This is a genomic window from Hymenobacter ginkgonis, assembly GCF_009755225.1.
Lineage (GTDB): Bacteria > Bacteroidota > Bacteroidia > Cytophagales > Hymenobacteraceae > Hymenobacter > Hymenobacter ginkgonis.
Genome location: NZ_WQKZ01000003.1, coordinates 469,201 through 487,912, shown reverse-complemented (window position 1 = coordinate 487,912; position 18,712 = coordinate 469,201). Strand labels below are relative to the sequence as shown.

The 18,712-nt window shown below is 60.5% G+C and carries 14 protein-coding genes; 7 read left to right on the top strand and 7 right to left on the bottom strand.

The window, feature by feature from the left end:
- Positions 1–49: 49 nt before the first annotated feature.
- Positions 50–1,372 (bottom strand): N-acetylmuramoyl-L-alanine amidase family protein, encoded by a 1,323-nt coding sequence (locus GO988_RS23785; RefSeq protein WP_232341514.1) that lies wholly within the window; start codon positions 1,370–1,372, stop codon positions 50–52.
- A 94-nt stretch (positions 1,373–1,466) separates the two neighbouring features.
- On the opposite strand from GO988_RS23785, the gene GO988_RS13535 reads away from it, so the two are divergent.
- Positions 1,467–4,412, top strand: coding sequence for a putative LPS assembly protein LptD (locus tag GO988_RS13535; RefSeq protein WP_157566308.1), 2,946 nt, complete (start codon positions 1,467–1,469; stop codon positions 4,410–4,412).
- Between the two features lie 168 nt (positions 4,413–4,580).
- Here GO988_RS13535 and GO988_RS13530 read toward each other — a convergent pair whose 3' ends face one another.
- Positions 4,581–5,123, bottom strand: coding sequence for a 2'-5' RNA ligase family protein (locus tag GO988_RS13530; RefSeq protein WP_157566306.1), 543 nt, complete (start codon positions 5,121–5,123; stop codon positions 4,581–4,583).
- Positions 5,124–5,214: 91 nt separating this feature from the next.
- A complete protein-coding gene (locus GO988_RS13525) occupies positions 5,215–6,216 on the bottom strand; it encodes a hypothetical protein (RefSeq protein WP_157566304.1) in 1,002 nt (333 codons plus the stop codon).
- A gap of 138 nt (positions 6,217–6,354) precedes the next feature.
- Between GO988_RS13525 and GO988_RS13520 the strand changes: the two genes are divergently transcribed.
- A complete protein-coding gene (locus tag GO988_RS13520; protein WP_157566303.1) occupies positions 6,355–8,535 on the top strand; it encodes a hypothetical protein in 2,181 nt (726 codons plus the stop codon).
- A gap of 258 nt (positions 8,536–8,793) precedes the next feature.
- Positions 8,794–10,689, top strand: a complete 1,896-nt coding sequence (locus GO988_RS13515; RefSeq protein WP_157566300.1) for an ABC-F family ATP-binding cassette domain-containing protein — start codon at positions 8,794–8,796, stop codon at positions 10,687–10,689.
- A gap of 123 nt (positions 10,690–10,812) precedes the next feature.
- Here the strand turns inward: GO988_RS13515 and GO988_RS13510 are convergent, their stop codons facing one another.
- On the bottom strand, positions 10,813–11,925 hold the full coding sequence (locus tag GO988_RS13510; RefSeq protein ID WP_157566298.1) for an acyltransferase family protein: 1,113 nt from the start codon (positions 11,923–11,925) through the stop codon (positions 10,813–10,815).
- A gap of 129 nt (positions 11,926–12,054) precedes the next feature.
- On the opposite strand from GO988_RS13510, the gene GO988_RS13505 reads away from it, so the two are divergent.
- Together GO988_RS13505 and GO988_RS13500 are read left to right on the top strand one after the other, a co-directional pair.
- Complete coding sequence (locus GO988_RS13505) at positions 12,055–13,395, top strand: type IX secretion system plug protein (RefSeq protein WP_157566295.1); 1,341 nt, start codon at positions 12,055–12,057, stop codon at positions 13,393–13,395.
- A gap of 266 nt (positions 13,396–13,661) precedes the next feature.
- The gene (locus GO988_RS13500; RefSeq protein ID WP_157566293.1) at positions 13,662–13,910 is read left to right on the top strand and encodes a hypothetical protein; all 249 of its coding nucleotides are present in this window, start codon (positions 13,662–13,664) and stop codon (positions 13,908–13,910) included.
- 102 nt (positions 13,911–14,012) lie between these two features.
- On the opposite strand, the gene GO988_RS13495 is transcribed toward GO988_RS13500, so the two are convergent.
- A complete protein-coding gene (locus GO988_RS13495) occupies positions 14,013–14,840 on the bottom strand; it encodes a polyphosphate kinase 2 family protein (protein ID WP_157566291.1) in 828 nt (275 codons plus the stop codon).
- Positions 14,841–15,004: 164 nt separating this feature from the next.
- Here GO988_RS13495 and GO988_RS13490 point away from each other — a divergent pair, with 164 nt between their 5' ends.
- Positions 15,005–15,994, top strand: coding sequence for a M48 family metalloprotease (locus tag GO988_RS13490; protein WP_232341513.1), 990 nt, complete (start codon positions 15,005–15,007; stop codon positions 15,992–15,994).
- Positions 15,995–16,081: 87 nt separating this feature from the next.
- Positions 16,082–16,909 (top strand): DNA-formamidopyrimidine glycosylase, encoded by an 828-nt coding sequence (gene mutM / locus GO988_RS13485; protein WP_157566289.1) that lies wholly within the window; start codon positions 16,082–16,084, stop codon positions 16,907–16,909.
- Positions 16,910–17,000: 91 nt separating this feature from the next.
- On the opposite strand, the gene GO988_RS13480 is transcribed toward mutM, so the two are convergent.
- Together GO988_RS13480 and GO988_RS13475 are read right to left on the bottom strand one after the other, a co-directional pair.
- Positions 17,001–17,303 carry a hypothetical protein gene (locus GO988_RS13480; protein WP_157566287.1) on the bottom strand — a complete coding sequence of 101 codons (303 nt, stop codon included), beginning with the start codon at positions 17,301–17,303 and terminating at the stop codon, positions 17,001–17,003.
- Entirely contained in the window at positions 17,300–18,706 is a 1,407-nt protein-coding gene (locus GO988_RS13475) for a radical SAM protein (RefSeq protein ID WP_157566284.1), read from the bottom strand. The genes GO988_RS13480 and GO988_RS13475 overlap by 4 nt, the downstream gene beginning before the upstream one ends.
- Positions 18,707–18,712 lie beyond the last annotated feature (6 nt).

The following is an 18,712-nucleotide window of genomic DNA, read 5'->3' as shown; positions in this document are numbered from 1 at the left end:
CGGCAAACGGCCTCCGGATGTTGGGGCCGGCCCTACCCCCCATCCTGGCTTACTCGGCTGGGCCGCCTTCCAGGTCGTGCTTATACTCGCGAAAAGCTCGGTAGATTCCGCCGGCAATCGCTTGCTGCCCAGCTTTATCATCCAAATAATTTTCTTCGGTGGGGTCGGTCAAAAATCCGGCTTCGACCAGCACGGAAGGCATCGTGGACTTCCAAAGCACCAGAAAACCAGCTTGCTTCACGCCGCGTGAATTGCGCCCCACGCTGGTGCGAAATTGCCGGTCGATGCGCTGGGCAAAGCGTAGCGAATTGGTGATATAGGCGCTTTGAAAGAGGGAAAACAGGATGTGCGACTGCGGCGAGCGCGGGTCGAAGCCGTCGTAGCGGCGCTGATAATCTTTTTCTTGCAAAATAACCGAGTTTTCGCGCTGCGCTACCCCCAGGTTTGCTTCGGTCTTGTGCAGGCCCATCGTCCAGACTTCGGTACCGCGCGAGCCGCGGGGGCCCGCATTGCAGTGCACCGAGATGAAAAGGTCGGCGTGGTTGCGGTTGGCAATGGCGGCGCGCTCGTCAAGCTCCACAAACACGTCGGTTTTGCGGGTGTAAATAACCCGCACGTCGGGCATACTGTCCTCAATTTGGCGGCCCAGTGCCCGGATAATCGACAGCGCCACGTCGGCCTCGTGGGCATCGGCGCCGTTGCAGCCAATGTCCTTACCCCCGTGGCCCGCATCGAGCACCACGGTGCGCAGGCGGTAGCGGCCGGGCGTGTGCAAGCTGCCGGCCGCCTTGTAGCGACTGACGTTGGCCTGGGCGTGGTATATGGTTTTGGGGGCTTTGGCGCGCTTGCTAGCTGTGGCGTGGGCCGTGGCTTTGGTGCGCGCAATTACTTTGGCGTGAGCAAGTTTCTTTGCACGAACAACAGCTTTGGTGTGGGCAGAAGTTTTTACGCGGGCAGCCACTTTGGTACGTGAAAAAGTGCGGACGCGGGTAGCCTTCTTGGTATAAGCAACTGCTTTAGCGCGAGTAGCGGCCTTAGTGCGGGCGTTGGCTTTGGCTGCTTTTGCGTGCGTGGTTGCCTTAGTGCGCACAACGGCTTTGGCGCGCTTGCTGGCTTTGGCATGGGTAGCGGCCTTGGCGCGCTTGCTGGCCTTGGTGCGCGCGGCAGTTTTGGCGCGGGTAGCGGCTTTGTGCGTGGTGATTTTGGAGTGCCTGGCGCGCTTTTTAGCCATTGCCACGCTACCCAGGCGGCGCTGCGCCGCATTGCCTTGGCCAGCCAACAGGCTACCAGCTACCAGCCAAAAGCAAAAAGCCAACCAGGCAATAATCCGCACGTCGGTCGTTGGGGGAAAAACCAAGGCCAGGGCAACCATTTGGAGGGTAGCTGGCCTCTTATCTTTGTGTTGAGCCTCAAAAGTAATTCGCTCGGTGGCTTTATTTAATTTGCTTTCTTCTAACGTTCTCTTTTTGGGTCTTTTTCGGGGCGGGCGCCGGGCGCTGACGGGCACCCTGTGCCTGGTGCTGTGGCTGCTGGGTAGCGGCCTGTTCGGCGCGCAGGCGCAGACCACTACCGATTCGACCAGCACCAACCCGCGCCGTGCCGGCTCGGCGCCGACCCAGCCGGTGCGCAACCTCAATTTTGACCGCAACGCGCCCCAGACGCCCGCCCCGGCCGGCGAGGTAAACCCCGGCCAACCTTCGGTGCCGGGCACGCTGCGCAAGGCGGCGCCCAGTATTAGGCCCGACAGCGCTGGCCTGCTGGCCGATACCAGCCGCCGCACCCGCGACTCGCTCAACCTAGTGGTGCTCAAGCGCCGCAGCCAGGTCGAAACGGCGGTGAAATACGCGGCCAAGGACTCGATTCAGTTCGACGTTAACAGCAAGATTGCCAAGCTCTACAACAAGGCTACGGTTGACTACGGCAAAATGGGCCTCAAGGCAGCCCTCATCACCGTCAACTACGGCACCAACACGGTGCAGGCCGCCGGCCGCCGCGATACGGTGAAGAACAAGATGGAGGGTACGCCCGTGTTTCGCGACGAGGCCGGCACCTACCAGGCGGGCGCCATCAACTACAATTTCAAGTCGAAGAAAGGTAAAATCGCCGAAGTCGTAACCCAGCAGGGTGAGGGCTACATTCACGCCGAAGTAGTGAAGAAGCTGCCCGACAACGAGTTCTACGGCTTACACGGGCGCTACACCACCTGCAACCTGGCGCACCCGCACTTCTACATCGAGGCGGGCAAAATGAAGGTGGTGCCGGGGCAGAAGGTTATTACCGGGCCCTTCCATATGGTGATTGCCGATGTGCCGCTGCCCATCGGGCTGCCGTTTGGCTACTTCCCTACCCCCCACAATGGGCGCGGGTCGGGCTTTATCATTCCCACATTTGGGCAGGGCGCGCAGCGGGGCTACTCGCTCACCAACGGCGGCTACTACTGGGCGCCCAACGACTACATCGGCGTGCGCCTGACCGGCGACATCTACGCTGGCCAAGGCGATGGGTTCGGCGGCTACGGCCTCGCCAGCGAGGTTACCTACCGCAAGCGCTACAAGTACCAAGGCAGCTTCCGGTTCACGTTTGCGCAGCAGTCTGCCAACCTCTATAACACGGCTGGCGTGGTGGGTACCGACTACACGTCGCCCTTGAAAACCAATACGTTCTGGGTGAGCTGGAGCCACACCCCTACCCCCCTGCCGGGCGGCGGGGTGTTTTCGGCCAGTGTGCAGGCGGGCAGCAGCTCCTACAACCGCGTCAACACGCTTAATGCCCGCCAGCTGCTATCGGCTACGTTTAGCTCGACGGTAAGCTATAGCAAAACGTCGCGCACGCTGCCCATCAACTACACCATTCAGTTGGCGCAGAGCCAGAACGTGCAAACGGGCGTGATGGACTTTACGCTGCCCAACTTCAACCTGGGTGTGGCGCGGCAGTACCCGTACCAGTGGCTGGGCATTCAGCCCAGCGGCAAGTTCTACGAGCAGTTTGCCGTCAGCTACAACCTGGTGGCCCAAAACCGCATCAGCAGCCTGGTGCCGGCGCGCACGCTCGGCGGCGATATTCCGCTGCTCGGTGGCAATAGCACGAGCTACACGATTCCGGTGAGCTTCGGCAACCTCGGCAACTTGCTGCGCAACGCCCAGAACGGCGCCCAGCACCAGTTTCAGATTACGCTGCCTTCGGCGGCCGTCCTGAACCGCCACATCCAGATTCAGCCCTCGGTGAACTACGGCGAAACGTGGTACGCCCAGCGGCTCAACTACGAGTATAAGTCTGCGGCCCGCGCTATTGAGATTGATACTATTACGGGCCTGAAAGGCTTCAGCCGGGCGTATTCGTACTCGGCTAATTTGGCGGCCACGACCAACTTCTACGGCTTGGTGCAGATTAAAGGCGACCACTACGTGAAGGCCATTCGCCACAAGGTAACGCCCAGCCTGACCTACTCTTTCTCGCCCGATTTGTCGAATAGCAGCGCGTTCCAAACCATTCAGACCTCTGAATTTCAAGACCTGCGCGATGCCTACGGGCGCTTCCTCGACCCGCGCGTGTTTTCGCGCTACCAGGGCTTTGTGTACGGCACGCCCACTAGCTCGCGGGTGAGCCAGTTGGGCCTCAGCATCCAGAACAGCATCGAGATGAAGGTGCGCAACAGCCGCGACACCACCGGCACCAACCCCACCAAAAAGGTGAGCCTCGCCGATGGCATCGACGTGAGCCTGGCCTACAACTTCGCGGCCGACTCGCTGCGCCTCTCGCCCCTCAACCTGAGCTACCGCGTGCAGGTGGCCAAGAAGCTGAACGTGGTGTTTTCCAGCTCGTTTGAGTTTCACCAGCGCGACTCGACCGGGCGCCTGCTCGACCGCTATCTGTTCAACCAAAGCAAAATCCGCCTGGCTCGCCTAGTAGCCGCCAACCTCAGCCTAGGCTACCAGTTCAACCCCGCCGCCAAGCCCAAGAGCAAGGCCAACATCCCGCGGGCCGTGGCCCCGTCGAACGACCCCACGCTGGGCTCGCCCCTATCCCAGGCGATGTACGCCGACTACATCGACTTCGACATTCCGTGGGAGGCCAGCGTGCAGTACACGGCTAGCTACACCACGGCGTCGGCGCCCATCCGGCCTACCCTCATTGGCGTCACGCCGCTGCTGTCGGGCAATGCCGTCACGGCCAGCGGCTCCGTCAAGCTCACGCCTAATTTGCGCCTGAGTACCAGCCTCAACTTCGATTTCCGGGCGGGTACGCTGGTATACCCTACCGTCAATTTCTACCGCGACCTGCACTGCTGGCAGATTTCGGGGCTCTGGATTCCGGTGGGGCCGTACCGCGGCTACAACTTTACCATCGCCGCCAAGAGCAGCCTATTGCAAGACCTCAAGCTAAACCGCAACAAGACGATTCTTAACCGGTAAACGCAACGTAGCAGTTAAGTTAAATACAGCCCGTCATGCAGACCGAAGGGAAGCATCTCGCGCGCTTCGTTGGATTAGTAACCCAACGGCGCAAGCGAGATGCTTCCCTTCGGTCTGCATGACGGGCTGCTTTAATGCTGTTCTGGTTATCCAGAACAGCATTAATCATTAACCCCTACCCCCAAACTCAAATACGTCCTCGCGCACAAACATGTCGCCTTCGGGGCGCAAGATGGCGAGGTTACTGATTTCCAACTCCAAGTTAAACGTTTGGTTATTAAGGAACTGTAATACCGGGCCGAGTAGCTCGGGCGTAGTGTCGTGCAGGGCCAGCGACACGTGGGGCAGCCAGAGGTCGGGGGCGCTGAACTTGTCGGTGCGCGAGCACAGCGGAGCCGCAATTTCTAGGATGCGGTGGTGCAGCTGGTTGAGGTAATCGGAGCGCAACACCGGAATATGAATCACCGGCCGCTCGCCCGGAAACATACCCAGCCCGGTGGTGTGGGCGATAAACGGCTGGCTGGTAGCCGCAATCTCGCGCAGGCCAGCCTTCAGCATCTCCAGGTTGGCGGGCTCCACAATCTGGTAGGTAAGGTGCGGCTCGGGAGTAGCCTGCACATCGGTGAGGCCAAATTCCGTTTCGAGGCTCTTGATGAGGGCGTTGATGTGGTCGGAGGCCGGCGAGGGCAGCAAGGAAGTTATGGCGAGCATGAAGGAGAGCCGCAGCAAAAAGAGAAAAGCCGGCGCAATCCTGGCCAGGACTACCCGCGGCCCAAAGCTATGTGCCACTAAGGGATATTACTCAAAAAGCAATCCGCGTGAGGCTGAATTGTGAAACTGGTGGCGACTGCATTTTTTGCAAAGCGTTTAGGTATGAGTACAATACGTAGCTCTCGCTGCCGCGCCGCGCCAGCGTAGTGGGGTACACATCGCCGGTGGCAAAGCTGCCCGTGCGGCTCACCGTCACAAAATCGTCGGTGCTGCTGAGGCGATACACCTGGCCCTGGGCGTTGCAGGCGGCCAGCAGCGTGGTGTTGTCGAGGAGTTGCAGGCCATCGTCGCCGGCTAGGTTAAGGCCCGTGGCCGTAACCTTGGTGAAATTGGCGGGGGTAGCAAGCGGCACCTTAAGCAGCGCGCCCTCATCAGACTTGGCCACGAGGAGGTAGCCATTGGGGTGGTACACAATGCCATTGAGGCCAAACATACCCGCTGGGGCTGCCAGGGCGCTATTTTCAAGAAATACGGACGCCGTGCCGTTCACATCAATCTTGTAGATGATGGGCGCATAGCTATCCGTGACGTAGGCATTGCCCGCGTTGTCGACGGCAATGTCATTGGCGAAGTGCGCGGCGGCGCTGGGGCGCAGGGCCCCCAGGTTGACGTAGCCGGTTTTGGCGCCGCTATCGCGGTTGAAGATGGCCACGGCGGCCAGTTTTTTTAGGGTTGCCGCCGTGGTACGAGTTGCGTTGTAGCCGGGGTCCGACACGGCTACTAGCAAGCGGCTGCGGTCGGCGTCGAGCTTCATCCCAATGGTTGAAATCAGCTGCGCATCGTCGGCAAACTGCGTGTAGGTGCCATCGTCCAGCACCTGCCCAATGCGCCCGGCCGTTTGGGAACTCACCAGAAAGTGGCTGTTTTTTTCGTCGTATTGAGTCCCCTCGGGGTAAAGCGCAGTTTGCGTAAAGTTTACCTGGCTCGGGGCGCTAGCGGTATTCTCATCTTTATCGCAGGCCGTGGCAAAGAGTGCCGCAGCAGCTAGCACACCTAAGCGAGTGGCCAGCAAGGGGGTAGGGAAGCGCAGCATAGCAAAAATTAAGCACGCGTGAAAACTGCCCCCTGTACGGCAAGCAGGGGCAAAAAGGTTAAGCCCAGCCTAGCCCGCGACAACCCTTGCTGTCCAGTTTTCCGTTAGCAACAACTTCATCTACCCTGTTGCTGCGCTGTGCCTACTCAAGCTACTACGGCCCCCGCGGCTATTGCGCCTTCTCCTCACCGGCGCTGGGGCCGCTGGCTGCTAGTGGGTCTGGGGCTATTGGTAGTAGGCTTCGCGCTGGCCATCTGGCTGGGCCTCGACCCCTGGCTGCGCCGCACCCTCGAAAAACAGGTAGCTCAAAAGACCCACGGCCAGTACCAGCTGACTATTAGCCGCCTAAAAACTAACCTGTGGGCCCGCACCCTGCACCTGCGCGGCGTGGCCCTGCACCCTACCCCCCGGCCACTGGCCGACACGCTGCCCCGCGTGCAACTGCGGCTGGCCCGCCTCGACCTCAGCGGCGTGGGCCTGCTAGCCCTGCTGCGCCGGCAAACGGTGCCCGTCGATAGCCTCACCCTCGACTCGCTGCAAGTAGCTGTGTTGGCGCTGGCTCGGCGGCCAGCGCCCCACCCTACCCCCCCTTTTTACCAGCAGCTACCCGTGCGGCTGGGCTACCTGGCCCTGCGCCACGCGGGCGGCAGTTGGGGGCCCGCGGCGGCACCGGTAGCGCAGCTGCCCAGCGCCGAGGTGGTGGCCCATGAGGTGCTATTTACCTCGGCAGGGGCCACCGATACCCAGCGCTTAGCTTTTGCCGCTGCCTGGCAAGTGCTGCTGCGCTACCCCCGGGGCCAGGTGGGCGGCCACACGCTGGCGCTCGCCAAGGCGCGTTTTTCTACACAACGCAAGTCGCTGGTACTAGACTCGGTAAGTATAGAGCCTCCCGCGCCGCGCCAAGGCAAGCCGGGCGCCACGCAGGTAGCCTTGCTGCTGCCCCACTTGCGCTTTACCCGCCTGCGGGCGGCTACCTGGCAGCACCAGCACCGCTTCCGGGCCGACTCGCTGGTGGTGCAACAGCCGCGGCTGGCGTTTCGGCCGCCCGTGGTAGCCCCGCCGCCCCTGTGGCAGCTGATAGCCCCGCTGGCGCGCCGCGCCGACATTAGCCATTTGCTTATTAATGATGCTTTTATGGCAATTACGGGGCTGCGCCACCAGCCGGTGGCACGGCATATTTACGCCGCGGGCCACGCCATTCGGGTTGACTCGCTGGGCGGCCAGGCTGACCAGGGCCGGGTGCTGTATGCCCGCAACTGGACGGCCCGCAGTGGGCGCCTTACGGCTGTGTTTCAGGCGCCGGCCTACCCCGCCAGCATCGAGCGGGTGGCGCTCGATACAAAGGCCGGCACGCTGCGCCTGACGGGCCTGGCCCTACGCCCGGTATTTTCACCCGCTCAGCTCAACCAGCGCAGTGGCCATCAAACCACGCAGTTGCGCGTGTATATGACTGAGCTGCGGGCGCAGGGCCTGGACTTCGGTTTGCTTTCCGACCACAGCCACGTGCGCATTGCCCGCCTCACCGCCGAAAGCCCCTGGATTGGCCTGAGCAGCGATGGGCGTGGCCCCCTGGGCAAGCGGCCCTCGGTGATAACCCCGGAGGCTATGCGCAAGCTGCACCTGCATATGGAGGTAGGCCGGCTCGACCTGCGCAACGGCACCATTGCCACCCGCTACCGCGGCATCGAAACGCCGCGCGTGGGCACCCTCAACATCAATCGCTTGAACGCCACGCTGCGCAACGTCAGCAATAACCCGCGCCACCAGACGATGACCCACCCCCTTACGGGCTCGGCCACGGCCTACGTGCAGGGGCGCAGCTATTTGCAAGTCCACCTTACGGCGCCGCTGCTCGACCCCGAAGGCCGCCACCACCTGTGGGGCAGCTTCGGGGCGTCGCCGCTCAGCATCCTCAACCCCATGGTTACGCCCACCAAGCTACTGGCTTTCAAAAGCGGAGAGGTGCAGCGCATTGCTTTCGATATGCAGGCCAGCCGCCGGGGCGTGGCGGGTACCATGTGGGCCAGCTATACCGACCTGAAAATTGAGTTTTTTAAATACAAAGAGGGCGAGCTGAAAAAGCCGCTTTTCACGCGCCTCACCAACGGGTTGCTCAACGGCCTCGTCATTCGCGACAACAACCCACGCCCCAGCGGCCGCTTCGTGACGGGCGACATGCGCACGCGCCGCGAACCCCGCAACTCGGTGTTTTCGGCGTGGCGGCAGGGCCTCATCAGCGGCGGCCTCCACAGCGTGGGCGTGCCCCAAAAAATGGCCCAGAAGCTGAGCCAGAGCCAGAAAACAGTTCCGCTTCCCTAAGGGCCGCCGCGCGGCGCGGCATCTTTTAGCTTCGGCGCCTACCCCCTCCAAAATAGCGCAGGCCGCGGCCCAGCGCCCGGCACTACTACGCCTAAAAGGCTGTTCTATCTTTAGAAACGGCTTTTTTGTGGTCGCTTTAGTAGCTTTTACCGGCTCTTTTGGCGGCTGACGCACCGGGCGGGGGGTAGGGAATTGCGCCGCCAAGGCAGCAACCCCTACCCCCGGTGCCGTACCTTTGCCGCTAATATCTTCTGCGCAATGATTTCTATCTCTGACCTCGACTTTCACTTTGGCTCGCGTACCCTCTACGATGGGGCGAGCCTGCACATTAAACCCAAGGATAAAATTGGCCTGGTGGGCCTTAATGGCACCGGCAAATCGACCTTGCTGCGCCTGCTGGTGGGCGAGTACAAGCCCGACGGCGGCTCCATCTCGATGAGCAAGGACGTGAGCCTGGGCTTTCTCAACCAGGATTTGCTGAGCTACGACTCGCACGAATCTATCTTGCTGGTGGCCATGCAGGCCTTTGCCGAAGCGCTCGAATTGCAAAAGAAAATCGACGCCGTGCTCTTAGAGTTTGAAACCGACTACCGCGACGAGCTGGCCGATAAGCTGGCCGTGTTGCAGGAGCGTTTTGAGGCGCTGGGCGGCTACACTATGCAGTCGAAGGCCGAAGAGATTTTGGAAGGCCTGGGTTTCTCGACCGACGACTTGCAGAAGCCACTCAAGACGTTTTCGGGCGGCTGGCGCATGCGCGTAATGCTGGCCAAAATACTGCTGCAACAGCCTTCGCTGCTGCTGCTTGACGAGCCCACCAACCACTTGGACTTGCCGAGTATTAAGTGGATTGAGAACTACCTGGCGGGCTACGAAGGCGCGGTCATCATCGTGAGCCACGACCGCGAATTTTTGGACGGCACTACCAATACCACCGTGGAAGTGAGCGGCGGCAAGCTCAACCCCTATGCCGGCAACTACTCCTTCTACCAAGAGGAGAAGGTACTGCGCACCGAGATTCAGCAGGGTGCCTACGACAACCAGCAGGCCGCCATCAAGCAGGCCGAGCGTTTTATCGAGCGCTTCAAGGCTAGCGCCAGCAAGGCGAAACAGGCCCAGAGCCGCATCAAGGCACTCGATAAACTGGAGCGTATCGACGCAGTAGCGCCCGACGCGGCCAAGGTCAACTTCAAGTTTACGTTTACGCAGCAGCCCGGCCGCCACATCCTGCGCATGGAGCACGTGGGCAAGAGCTACGGCGACAAGCTCATCTTTCGCGATACGCACGTACACATCGAGCGGGGCGATAAAATTGCGCTCATCGGGGCCAACGGCAAAGGCAAATCGACGCTGATGCGCCTCGTAGCCGGGGCCGAAACGCCTACCGCCGGCAAGCACCAGTTGGGCCACAACGTCATTATGGCGTTCTACGCGCAGCACCAGCTCGAAAGCCTGACCGTGGACAACGAGATTATCCAGGAGATGAACGAGGCGGGCTCGAAGCGCAACGAGATGGAATTGCGCGGTGTGCTGGGCTCATTCCTGTTCACGGGAGACGACGTGTACAAGAAAATCAAGGTGCTGAGCGGCGGCGAAAAAAGCCGCGTGGCCCTGGCCAAAACCCTGATTTCGGAAGCCAATTTCCTGCTGCTCGACGAACCGACCAACCACTTGGATATGCAGTCGGTCAATATCCTCATTCAGGCCCTGGAGCAGTACGAAGGCACGTTCATCGTGATTAGCCACGACCGCTACTTCGTGGAGAACGTGGCTACCAAAATCTGGTTTATCGAAGATTTCCAGCTCAAAGAATACCCCGGCACCTACCACGAGTTCGAGCGTTGGCAGGACGACCGCGCCAAGGCGGAAAAGCTGAACGGCGGCGCGGCGGCCAAAGCTGCCCCAAAGCCCGAGCCAAAACCCGAAGCCGCCAAGCCTACCCCCCCTAGCAACAGCAACGCAAAAAGCGCCCGCGAGCTGCAAGAGGTTGAAACGCGCATTACCAAGCTCGAAAAAGAGTTGGCCCAATACGAAGCCCAGCTGGCCGACTCCACCATCTACACCAATGCAGCGAAGCTGAAGGATGCCACTGTCAAGTTTGAGCAAGTGAAAAAAGAGCTAGCAGCCCAAACGAAACGCTGGGAGGAGCTAGTGTAAGCAAGCCGCTTACTTGTGACCCATAAAAATTTATAGCCAACGGCCGCCCCTAGCAAGTAGCTAGGGGCGGCCGTTGGCGTTGGCAAGGGGCTGAGTGGGCTGGCAGCAAAGCCTACCCCCTTCCTACACTGCCACCTTCTTTTTCAACCACTGCCGAACGGGTTCGTCGTAGAATTTCAGGCAGGCATAAGCAATGCCGACCGCGAGTAGGAATACCAGTACGGCCACTGGCAGCGCGTCTCGCCACGGTATCTTTTTGTCCTGCACCCAAGCGGTGTACGTGTAAATGAGGGGGTAGTGGGTGATGTAGATGGGGTAGGAAATATCTCCTAAAAAGCCGCACAGCTTTTTGGAGAAGGAGGTCACCACTTCGCCGCTAGCGCCTAAAAACACGATGAGCGGAAAGACGAAAATGATGCTTAGCGAGTCGTACAGCCCGTTCATCCACAGGTGCTGCGGGCCGCCCACCCGGGGCATGGCCAGCGCGGCAATGACCAGTAAGCTGCACCACAAAAAAGCGTTGTTGACGGTGCGCAGCTTGGCCACGCGAAAGAGCAGCAGCCCCGCAAAAAACGGGTACGCCATGCGAGCAAAACCGATGTGCAGTTGCAGCGGCTCCAGCGACCAGCCCCCAATAACGTCGCCCGCAGGGCTCGTGACGGCCAACTGCACCAAGGCCACCGCGGCCAAAAATACCAGGATGCCGAGGGCAAGCTTAGAAAATTTTCGGACCACCGTGGCGTAAAGAATATTGGCTAAGTACTCAAAAAACAGCGACCAGCCCGGTCCATTGAGGGGGTAGGTTTCGTTCCAGCCTCTAATGTCGAGGGCGGGCGGTACGGGCAGCATCAGGCAGCCTACTACCATGATAAGCAGCACCTTCCACCCCGGCGTCTGGCCGATGGCAGGCCACAAGGCCGAGGTTTGCGCATAAAAAAGCACGGCCCCAATCACCATGCCCAGCACCACCATGGGCTGCAACCGCACCAACCGCCGCTTAAAAAAACTACCCACCGTCATGGCCTGCCACCGGTCGTCGTAGGCGTAGCCAATGACAAACCCCGACAGCAGGAAGAAAAAATCGACCGCCAGGTAGCCGTGGTTGATAACCTGGTCAAGGTGGCTGGTGGCGTGGGCCTCGCACAAGTGGAAGGCCACAACCACCAGGGCGGCCACGCCGCGCAAGCCATCGAGGATGGGGTAGTGAGGTTTTGATACCAGAGAAGTAGGCGGCATACGGGGCGGTTTTGGGTGGGAAGTAGCGGGCACGAATATCGGGGGCGGCGCGTTTGCACCCGCGGCCCGGCGCGCTCCTGGTAGTAGCCAGGGCTGCCGCCGGCTTGCGCCGGCCGTAACTTTCGCCATATGCGCCTTCGCCCCTACCTGCCCCTGCTGCTGTTAGCCACGAGTTGCGTGCCCCTGGGCACCCCCATCACCAACCCCAACGCGCCGTCCAGCCAGCAGGCCAAACCCGCCGAATACTACGCCGAACGCACCCTGCGCTACCAAGACTACATCTACGACCCCAGCGTGCGCAGCGTGCAGTGCTACGTGCCCACGGCGCAGGTCAACGATATTTTCAACCCGCCCATCGTGCCGCTGAGCCAGGACCAGCCTATCCGGCTGGAGTTTGATATTCTGGGCGAGCAAGCGCCGCGCCTCACGGCCAAGCTCATTCACTGCGACCTCAACTGGCAGCCCTCGCAGCTGACGGATATGCAGTTTTTGAGCGAGATAAACGAGTTTACGCTCACCAATTACCAAACGGCCGTCAATACCAAGGTGCCCTACTACCACTACGCCTTGCAGGTGCCGCGCGTCAAACTCAGCGGCAACTACGTGCTGGTGGTGCAAAACCAAAGCGGCGCGCCGCTGCTTTCGCGCCGGCTGCTGGTGTATGAAAACCAAGTGGTTGCGCGGCTAGAGCAAGGTATCTTGGCCGGTGGCCAAGCCGACCGCTACGCCTACCAGCAGCTCAATTTCAGCATCAATTACAGCGCCGTCAACCTCGTGAACCCGGCCGCGGAAGTGAAGGTGGTGCTGCGCCAGAATTTTCGCTGGGACAACGCCCACTACAACCTGCGGCCCACCTTCGTGCGCGATGCCGACCGCCTGCTCGAATACCAGTATTTCAACTTCGAAAATGCCTTTCCGGGCCTCAGCGAGTACCGCTACTTCGATGCCCGCTCGCTGCAAGCCAATGGCCTGGGCGTGGCGCGCCTGCTGCGCCAGCCTACCCCCACCCAGGTAGAACTGCTGGATGAAACTACCCGCAACGGCCTAGCCTACAACCAATACGTGGATGCCAACGGCCAACGTGTATTCGAGAACCGCGAGTTTGGCAACGGCGCCTACAACGCCGACTACGCGCAGGTTACTTTTCACCTCAAGGCTACGCAGCCGGCGCCCGGCCCCGTGTACATCTTCGGGGCGCTCAGCGACTGGCAGCTCAAGGAGGAGTTTCGCCTGGCGTATGACTCGTTGCAGCAGCGCTACACCGGCCGCGCGCTGCTCAAGCAGGGCTACTACAATTATAGCTACGCCTTGGCCCCCAAAACCCCGGGCGCGGCGCCCGACGAAGTGTACTTCGAAGGCACCCACACCGAGACGGAAAACCAGTACGATTTGCTCGTGTATTACCGCCCGCCGGGCACCCGCACCGACCTGCTCATCGCCTACCAAACGCTCGACCTCAACAAGCGCTAAGTATTGCGGCTGACCGTCTGGCTCCTACCCCCGCCTGCTGCGTTGAGGCTGGGCAGTGGCAATCCAATAGACTGGTTTTTGGCGTAAGTAGAAGCGTTCGACTAACGTTCGTTAGCCAACAATATTAGTTCCCGCTGGCGACGCTATTTTTTATAGGATAATCGCGTAGGGGTCAGGCAGGTTATTAAGGCCGACAATAGCATTTATTTGCCAGATTTTTTACCTAATATTATTAGCTTTTCGGCAATTTATTTGTATCTTTGGACATGCGTAAGACCCAGCTCCCTACCCCCCCGCCTGTGCAGCAATATGCCCGTTGCATCGACGATACTGCCCGCCCCGCCGGCTACATCGGCGACTGGCCCCAGGCCGGCCGCGTGTACCCCGTGCGCGTGTTGCCTCACGTGCGTACCGGTAAGGCCCATGTGCACGTGCTAGGCTTTTATGCCGAGCGCCCCTACGGTGCTTTTGCCGCCCACCGCTTCGAGGAAGTGGCTACCGTGTGGCTCAATTAATAGTTCGCCCGAGGCCGCTAAGCACCCGCTTAGCGGCCCTTCTTTTAGCTGTTTTGTTGGGCCCACCGTGCTGCGCACGCTGGGCTTTTTTGGCGCCCTACCCTACTCGATTACCTGCGCCGCCACGTCGAACGTAGCCGCTGGTGGTTGAGGATTCATGTCGGCTAGGGCTGCCACTACTATTTCGGCAATGGCCAAGTCGCGGGCGCGTTTGTTGTTGGCCGGAATGACGTACCACGGGCACTCGGGGGTGGCAGTGGCTGCCAGCGCCTCCTGGAAGGCTACCTGGTACGCATCCCAAAGCTTGCGCTCGACAAGGTCGCCGGGCTCAAATTTCCAGCGTTTCTTAGGGTTGTCGAGGCGCGCTTGCAGGCGACGGGCCTGCTCATCCTTCGAGATATGCAAGAAAAACTTTAGCACGCGCGTACCGTTGCGGGTTAGCAGCTGCTCAAAATTGGTGATATCCTGGTAGCGCTGCTGCCAGGTGTGCGGCTCAATGAGGCCGTGCACGCGCGTCACAAGCACATCTTCGTAGTGCGAGCGGTTGAACACACCGATGTGGCCGCGGCCCGGCGTGTGCGGGTGAATGCGCCACAAAAAATCGTGGTTCAATTCCTCCGAACTGGGAGTTTTAAAGGACGTTACTTCCACGCCGGCCGGGTTCACGCCTGTCAGCAAGTTGCGGATGGTGCCGTCCTTACCCCCCGTATCAATGGCCTGAAACACCAGCAGCAAGCTTTGGCGGTGCTCGGCGTAGAGATTTTCCTGGTAGTCGCTTAGCTGCTCACGTAGTTCTTCGAGGCGCTTATCAAGCTTCTTTTTGAGCGGAAACGGTTCCGTATTCGCGGGGTCGATGTCGGCGAGGCGAAACGGAGTGCCGGGTTGTACGCGCACGGCCGGGGTGAGGGGGGCAGCAGAGGTAGCAGTCATAGAGAAGGGTAGGAACTTGACAAAAACGGCGCGCAGCGGCCGCCAATCGGTTAAACGAAAGAGGCCTAGGTTACCGTTATGCTACTACGGTTTTTAGGCGCTGACAACCGGAATTTTTAGCGCTGAAATTGCCTTCCAGTAGTAGTCTTTTTTCGCTTACTGCCATGCCCTTGCTTCCTCGCTTTTTCCGCCAGCTGGCGGCGGCCTTTGGGCTGCCGGCCCTGGTGCTGCTTGCTGCCCCGGCCAGCCGGGCCCAGGCGCCTACCCCCTCCTCTTCGGCCGATGTACCTGCTAGCCAGGCGGCCGGCATCATCCGCGAAATCACGGAGGCGGTAGGCTTGCAGCCGCGCTTCGAGCTGCGCGCCACCTCGCAGGTAGACAATGCCGCCGCCGTGGTGTACAGCGGCAAGCGCTACTTGCTCTATAACCCCACGTTTTTAGCCGAGGTAAACCAAGCGGGCCACACCGACTGGGCCGGCATTAGCATTTTGGCCCACGAAATGGGCCACCACCTCAACGGCCACACGTTGCGCCCAGGCGGCTCGCAGCCGGAAGATGAGTTGGAGGCCGACGAATTTTCGGGCTTCGTGCTGCGGCGCCTGGGGGCTAGCCTGGCGCAGGCCCAGGCCGCTATGGCGGCCGTGTCGCCCGATGCGGGCTCGGCCACCCACCCCGGGCGCACGCCGCGGCTGGCAGCCATTAGCCGCGGCTGGGCCCGCGCCACGGCCCAAATAGTGGCTAGCACCAAGGCCGGCGCGGTGCAGCCTTCGGCCCAACCCATTGCCCTGGCGCCGCGCCCTACCCCCCGCCCCAACGCTGAGGCGGCTGACGCAGCTACCCCGGCCCTGCTGGCCCGCGGCGGCAGCGATGCGCCCGTGCGGCTGGTGGGCCAGCTTACATTTCGCAACAACCCCGAGGTGCCTTTCTACCTCACCAGTGCGCTGAATGTGGTGCGCTTGGCCGACGAAAGCAGCTCGGATGAAGACGACGCTACCCGCGTGCGCGACGCCGAGGTGGTGGGCCGCCTGCGCCGCACGGGCAATGCGGCATTTCCATTTGTGCTCGAAGACGGCCAGCAGCGCCCCCTTTTCGTCACGCCTCGCGGCGATGTATACGACCAAGAAGGCCAGCGCGTAGCCAAGCTGCACGATTAGAATTCAGGGTATTGAAGCGTGCGCAGTGAACAATGGGGCTAGCCTCAGGTGTTTACTGCGCACGCTTTACTACGCTCTGAATTCCTTATGCCCGAATTACCCGAAGTCGAAACCTACCGCCGCTTTATCAATGAAGTGGCAGTAGGCCAGACGATTGCTGGCCTAACAGTGCACGACACGCACGTGCTGGCCGTGCCCGAAGACGAGCTGCGCGCCGCCCTGCTGGGCCGCACCATCACCGGCACCGGCCGGCTAGGCAAAAACTGCTTTTTGGAGCTTGATAACGGTCGTTTGCTGGTGCTGCACTTCGGCATGACCGGCGACATTGGCGCCTACCGCGACGAGGCCGATGCCCCACGCTTCACCCGCGTGGCCTGGCAGCTCAGCGATTCGGGGCTCAACCTGGCTTTTATCGACCCGCGTAAGTTTGGCCGTATTCGCTTGGCCGACAGCGCCGCAGCCTATCAAAAAGCCAAGAAGCTCGGCCCCGATGCCCTGCAAATAACCGCCGCCGAACTGCACCAGAAGCTGAGCCGCCGCAAAGTATTCGTGAAGCCGCTGCTGCTCGACCAGGCCCTCACCGCCGGCCTCGGCAACTGGATTGTGGATGAGGTATTGTTTCAGGCTAAAATCCACCCCGAGCGGCTCGGCAATTCACTTTTGGAGCCCGAAACAACGGCCTTGCACGACGCTATCCAGCTGGTGCTGAGCACGGCGATTGCCCACGAAGCTAATTACCGGCATTTCCCAAAGTCGTTCCTCATCCATGCCCGCGAGTGGGACGATTCGGCCACCCCTGGCAGCGACGCGCATACCTTCTGCCCCCGCCACCCCAAAACCAAAATCGACAAATTTTATGTAGGCGGCCGGGCTACGTACACTTGCCCGCAGTGCCAGCCCGCGCCGTCGGTGTAGCCTTTACAAATACAAAAAGAACGTCCTGCTCAGACAAGCTCAGCAGGACGTTCTTTTATTAATGCGCTATTCTTCATTCGGTTAAGAAAGGCTAGTGCATGTTGCCCATATTCGATAGCAGCAGCGCGCATACGCCTAGCCCAATCAGCAGCAAGGCCAGTACGGAGAGTACAAAGGCGATGACGTAGTGGACGCGCCCTTTGGAAAAGCTGACGATAATGGCTGCCAACCCGTTGATAATCACCAGCCCAAACACGCCGCTGGCTATTGCGCCAGCATCGCCTCCACTGAAGCCAGCCACTACGAGCAGGAGCCCCAGATTAAGCACAATGGGCCAGGTAATTGGCTTTTTGCCTTCGGGCGAAGGCGGCGGCAGTTGCTGGGGCTCGCTCATATAATACCGGTTCGTTCGCTACGTAACTCTTCGAGGCGCGCCAGTTTTTCGGGGTCGCGGTAAAAGATGTTCATCGTTTCAAACGGAACGATTTTCAAATCCTTACTCACGATGTGCACGCAGGATTTTTTCACGGCCCGCACGTCGAAATTCCAGGCGTCCATGAATTGCAGAATAATCACCCGGAATAAGTTATCGTAGCTCAGATGGGGCGCCGACACCTGGGGTAGGCAGCACAGCAGCTGGTTGATTTCGGGCACCACCGTATCCACGGTATTGGCGGTGCTAAATAGCTTGAGCATGTGCTGGCGCAGGCGCGGGTCGCGCTCATACACAATGGTATTGCCGCCGCTAGTGAGCAGGTCGGCGGGGTCTACGTAGCGCGTAAGCGGAAATACTTCGCCGTCGAGCTTCAGGGCGTAGGCCATGGCCAGCGCGTCGGGGTTGCAGGGCACGGGCAGCAGGTCGTCGGCCGTGAAAACCGAGCTTTGCGCGATAATGCCCTGGCGCACCTCGGTGAGTGAAAACGAGTCGGTTTCGGGGTTGAAATTGTCGAGCCGCCCGGCCGCCTGGGTGGGCTGAAACGTGACGCCGCGCACGCAGCGCTGCTGCAAGGCAAAGTCGATGATGTTGCCCATCTCATCGTCGTTCAGCCCCTTTTGCAGCGTCACAACCAGCGTAGTGCTGAGGTTGTATTTGTTGAGGTGGGCCAGCGCTTGCATGCGCACCTCGCGCAAGTCGCGGCCGCGCATAGTCAGCAGCACATTTTCGCGAAACGAGTCAAACTGCAAATACACCTCGAATGCGCCCGCGTAGGTAGCCAGCCGCGCCACAAAGGCTTCATCCTTTGCCAGGCGTACGCCGTTGGTATTCACCATCAAGTGCTTGATAGGCTTGCGCTTGCACATATCCAAAATCTCCCAAAATTGCGGGTGCAGCGTGGGCTCGCCGCCCGAAATTTGGATAACGTCGGGCTCGCCCTCGTTGGCCACTACTAAGTCGAGCATGGCCTCGATTTCTTCGAGGGTGCGGTGGCGGCCGTGGGTAGGGCTGCTTTCGGCGTAGCAGGTGGGGCAGGTGAGGTTGCAGCGGTCCGTCACCTCAATCACAGTGAGGCAGGAATGCTGCTCGTGGTCGGTGCAGAGGCCGCAGTCGTAGGGGCAGCCGTAGTGCGTGGCCATGTTGAAGCGGCGCGGCGTCTCGCTGGGCTTCACGTAGTTGCGGATGCTTTTGTAATACTCAATGTCGGTGGCGATGCGCACCTTCTGCCGCCCGTGCTCGGGGCAGCGCTTGAGCATATACACGGCCCCGTCCTCAAACACGATTTTGGCTTCGATGCGCCGCAAGCACTGCGGGCACAAGCTTAGGGTGAAGTCGTAGTAGGTGTAGGGGCGTTCGGGCATGGAAGG

What these genes read in the sequence shown, in the direction of transcription:
- GO988_RS23785 (WP_232341514.1), bottom strand. Translation starts at nt 1,372, where the DNA reads ATGGTTGCCCTGGCCTTGGTTTTTCCCCCAACGACCGACGTGCGGATT.
- GO988_RS13530 (WP_157566306.1), bottom strand. Translation starts at nt 5,123, where the DNA reads ATGCTCGCCATAACTTCCTTGCTGCCCTCGCCGGCCTCCGACCACATC.
- GO988_RS13525 (WP_157566304.1), bottom strand. Translation starts at nt 6,216, where the DNA reads ATGCTGCGCTTCCCTACCCCCTTGCTGGCCACTCGCTTAGGTGTGCTA.
- GO988_RS13515 (WP_157566300.1), top strand. Translation starts at nt 8,794, where the DNA reads ATGATTTCTATCTCTGACCTCGACTTTCACTTTGGCTCGCGTACCCTC.
- GO988_RS13510 (WP_157566298.1), bottom strand. Translation starts at nt 11,925, where the DNA reads ATGCCGCCTACTTCTCTGGTATCAAAACCTCACTACCCCATCCTCGAT.
- GO988_RS13505 (WP_157566295.1), top strand. Translation starts at nt 12,055, where the DNA reads ATGCGCCTTCGCCCCTACCTGCCCCTGCTGCTGTTAGCCACGAGTTGC.
- GO988_RS13500 (WP_157566293.1), top strand. Translation starts at nt 13,662, where the DNA reads ATGCGTAAGACCCAGCTCCCTACCCCCCCGCCTGTGCAGCAATATGCC.
- GO988_RS13495 (WP_157566291.1), bottom strand. Translation starts at nt 14,840, where the DNA reads ATGACTGCTACCTCTGCTGCCCCCCTCACCCCGGCCGTGCGCGTACAA.
- GO988_RS13490 (WP_232341513.1), top strand. Translation starts at nt 15,005, where the DNA reads ATGCCCTTGCTTCCTCGCTTTTTCCGCCAGCTGGCGGCGGCCTTTGGG.
- mutM (WP_157566289.1), top strand. Translation starts at nt 16,082, where the DNA reads ATGCCCGAATTACCCGAAGTCGAAACCTACCGCCGCTTTATCAATGAA.
- GO988_RS13480 (WP_157566287.1), bottom strand. Translation starts at nt 17,303, where the DNA reads ATGAGCGAGCCCCAGCAACTGCCGCCGCCTTCGCCCGAAGGCAAAAAG.
- GO988_RS13475 (WP_157566284.1), bottom strand. Translation starts at nt 18,706, where the DNA reads ATGCCCGAACGCCCCTACACCTACTACGACTTCACCCTAAGCTTGTGC.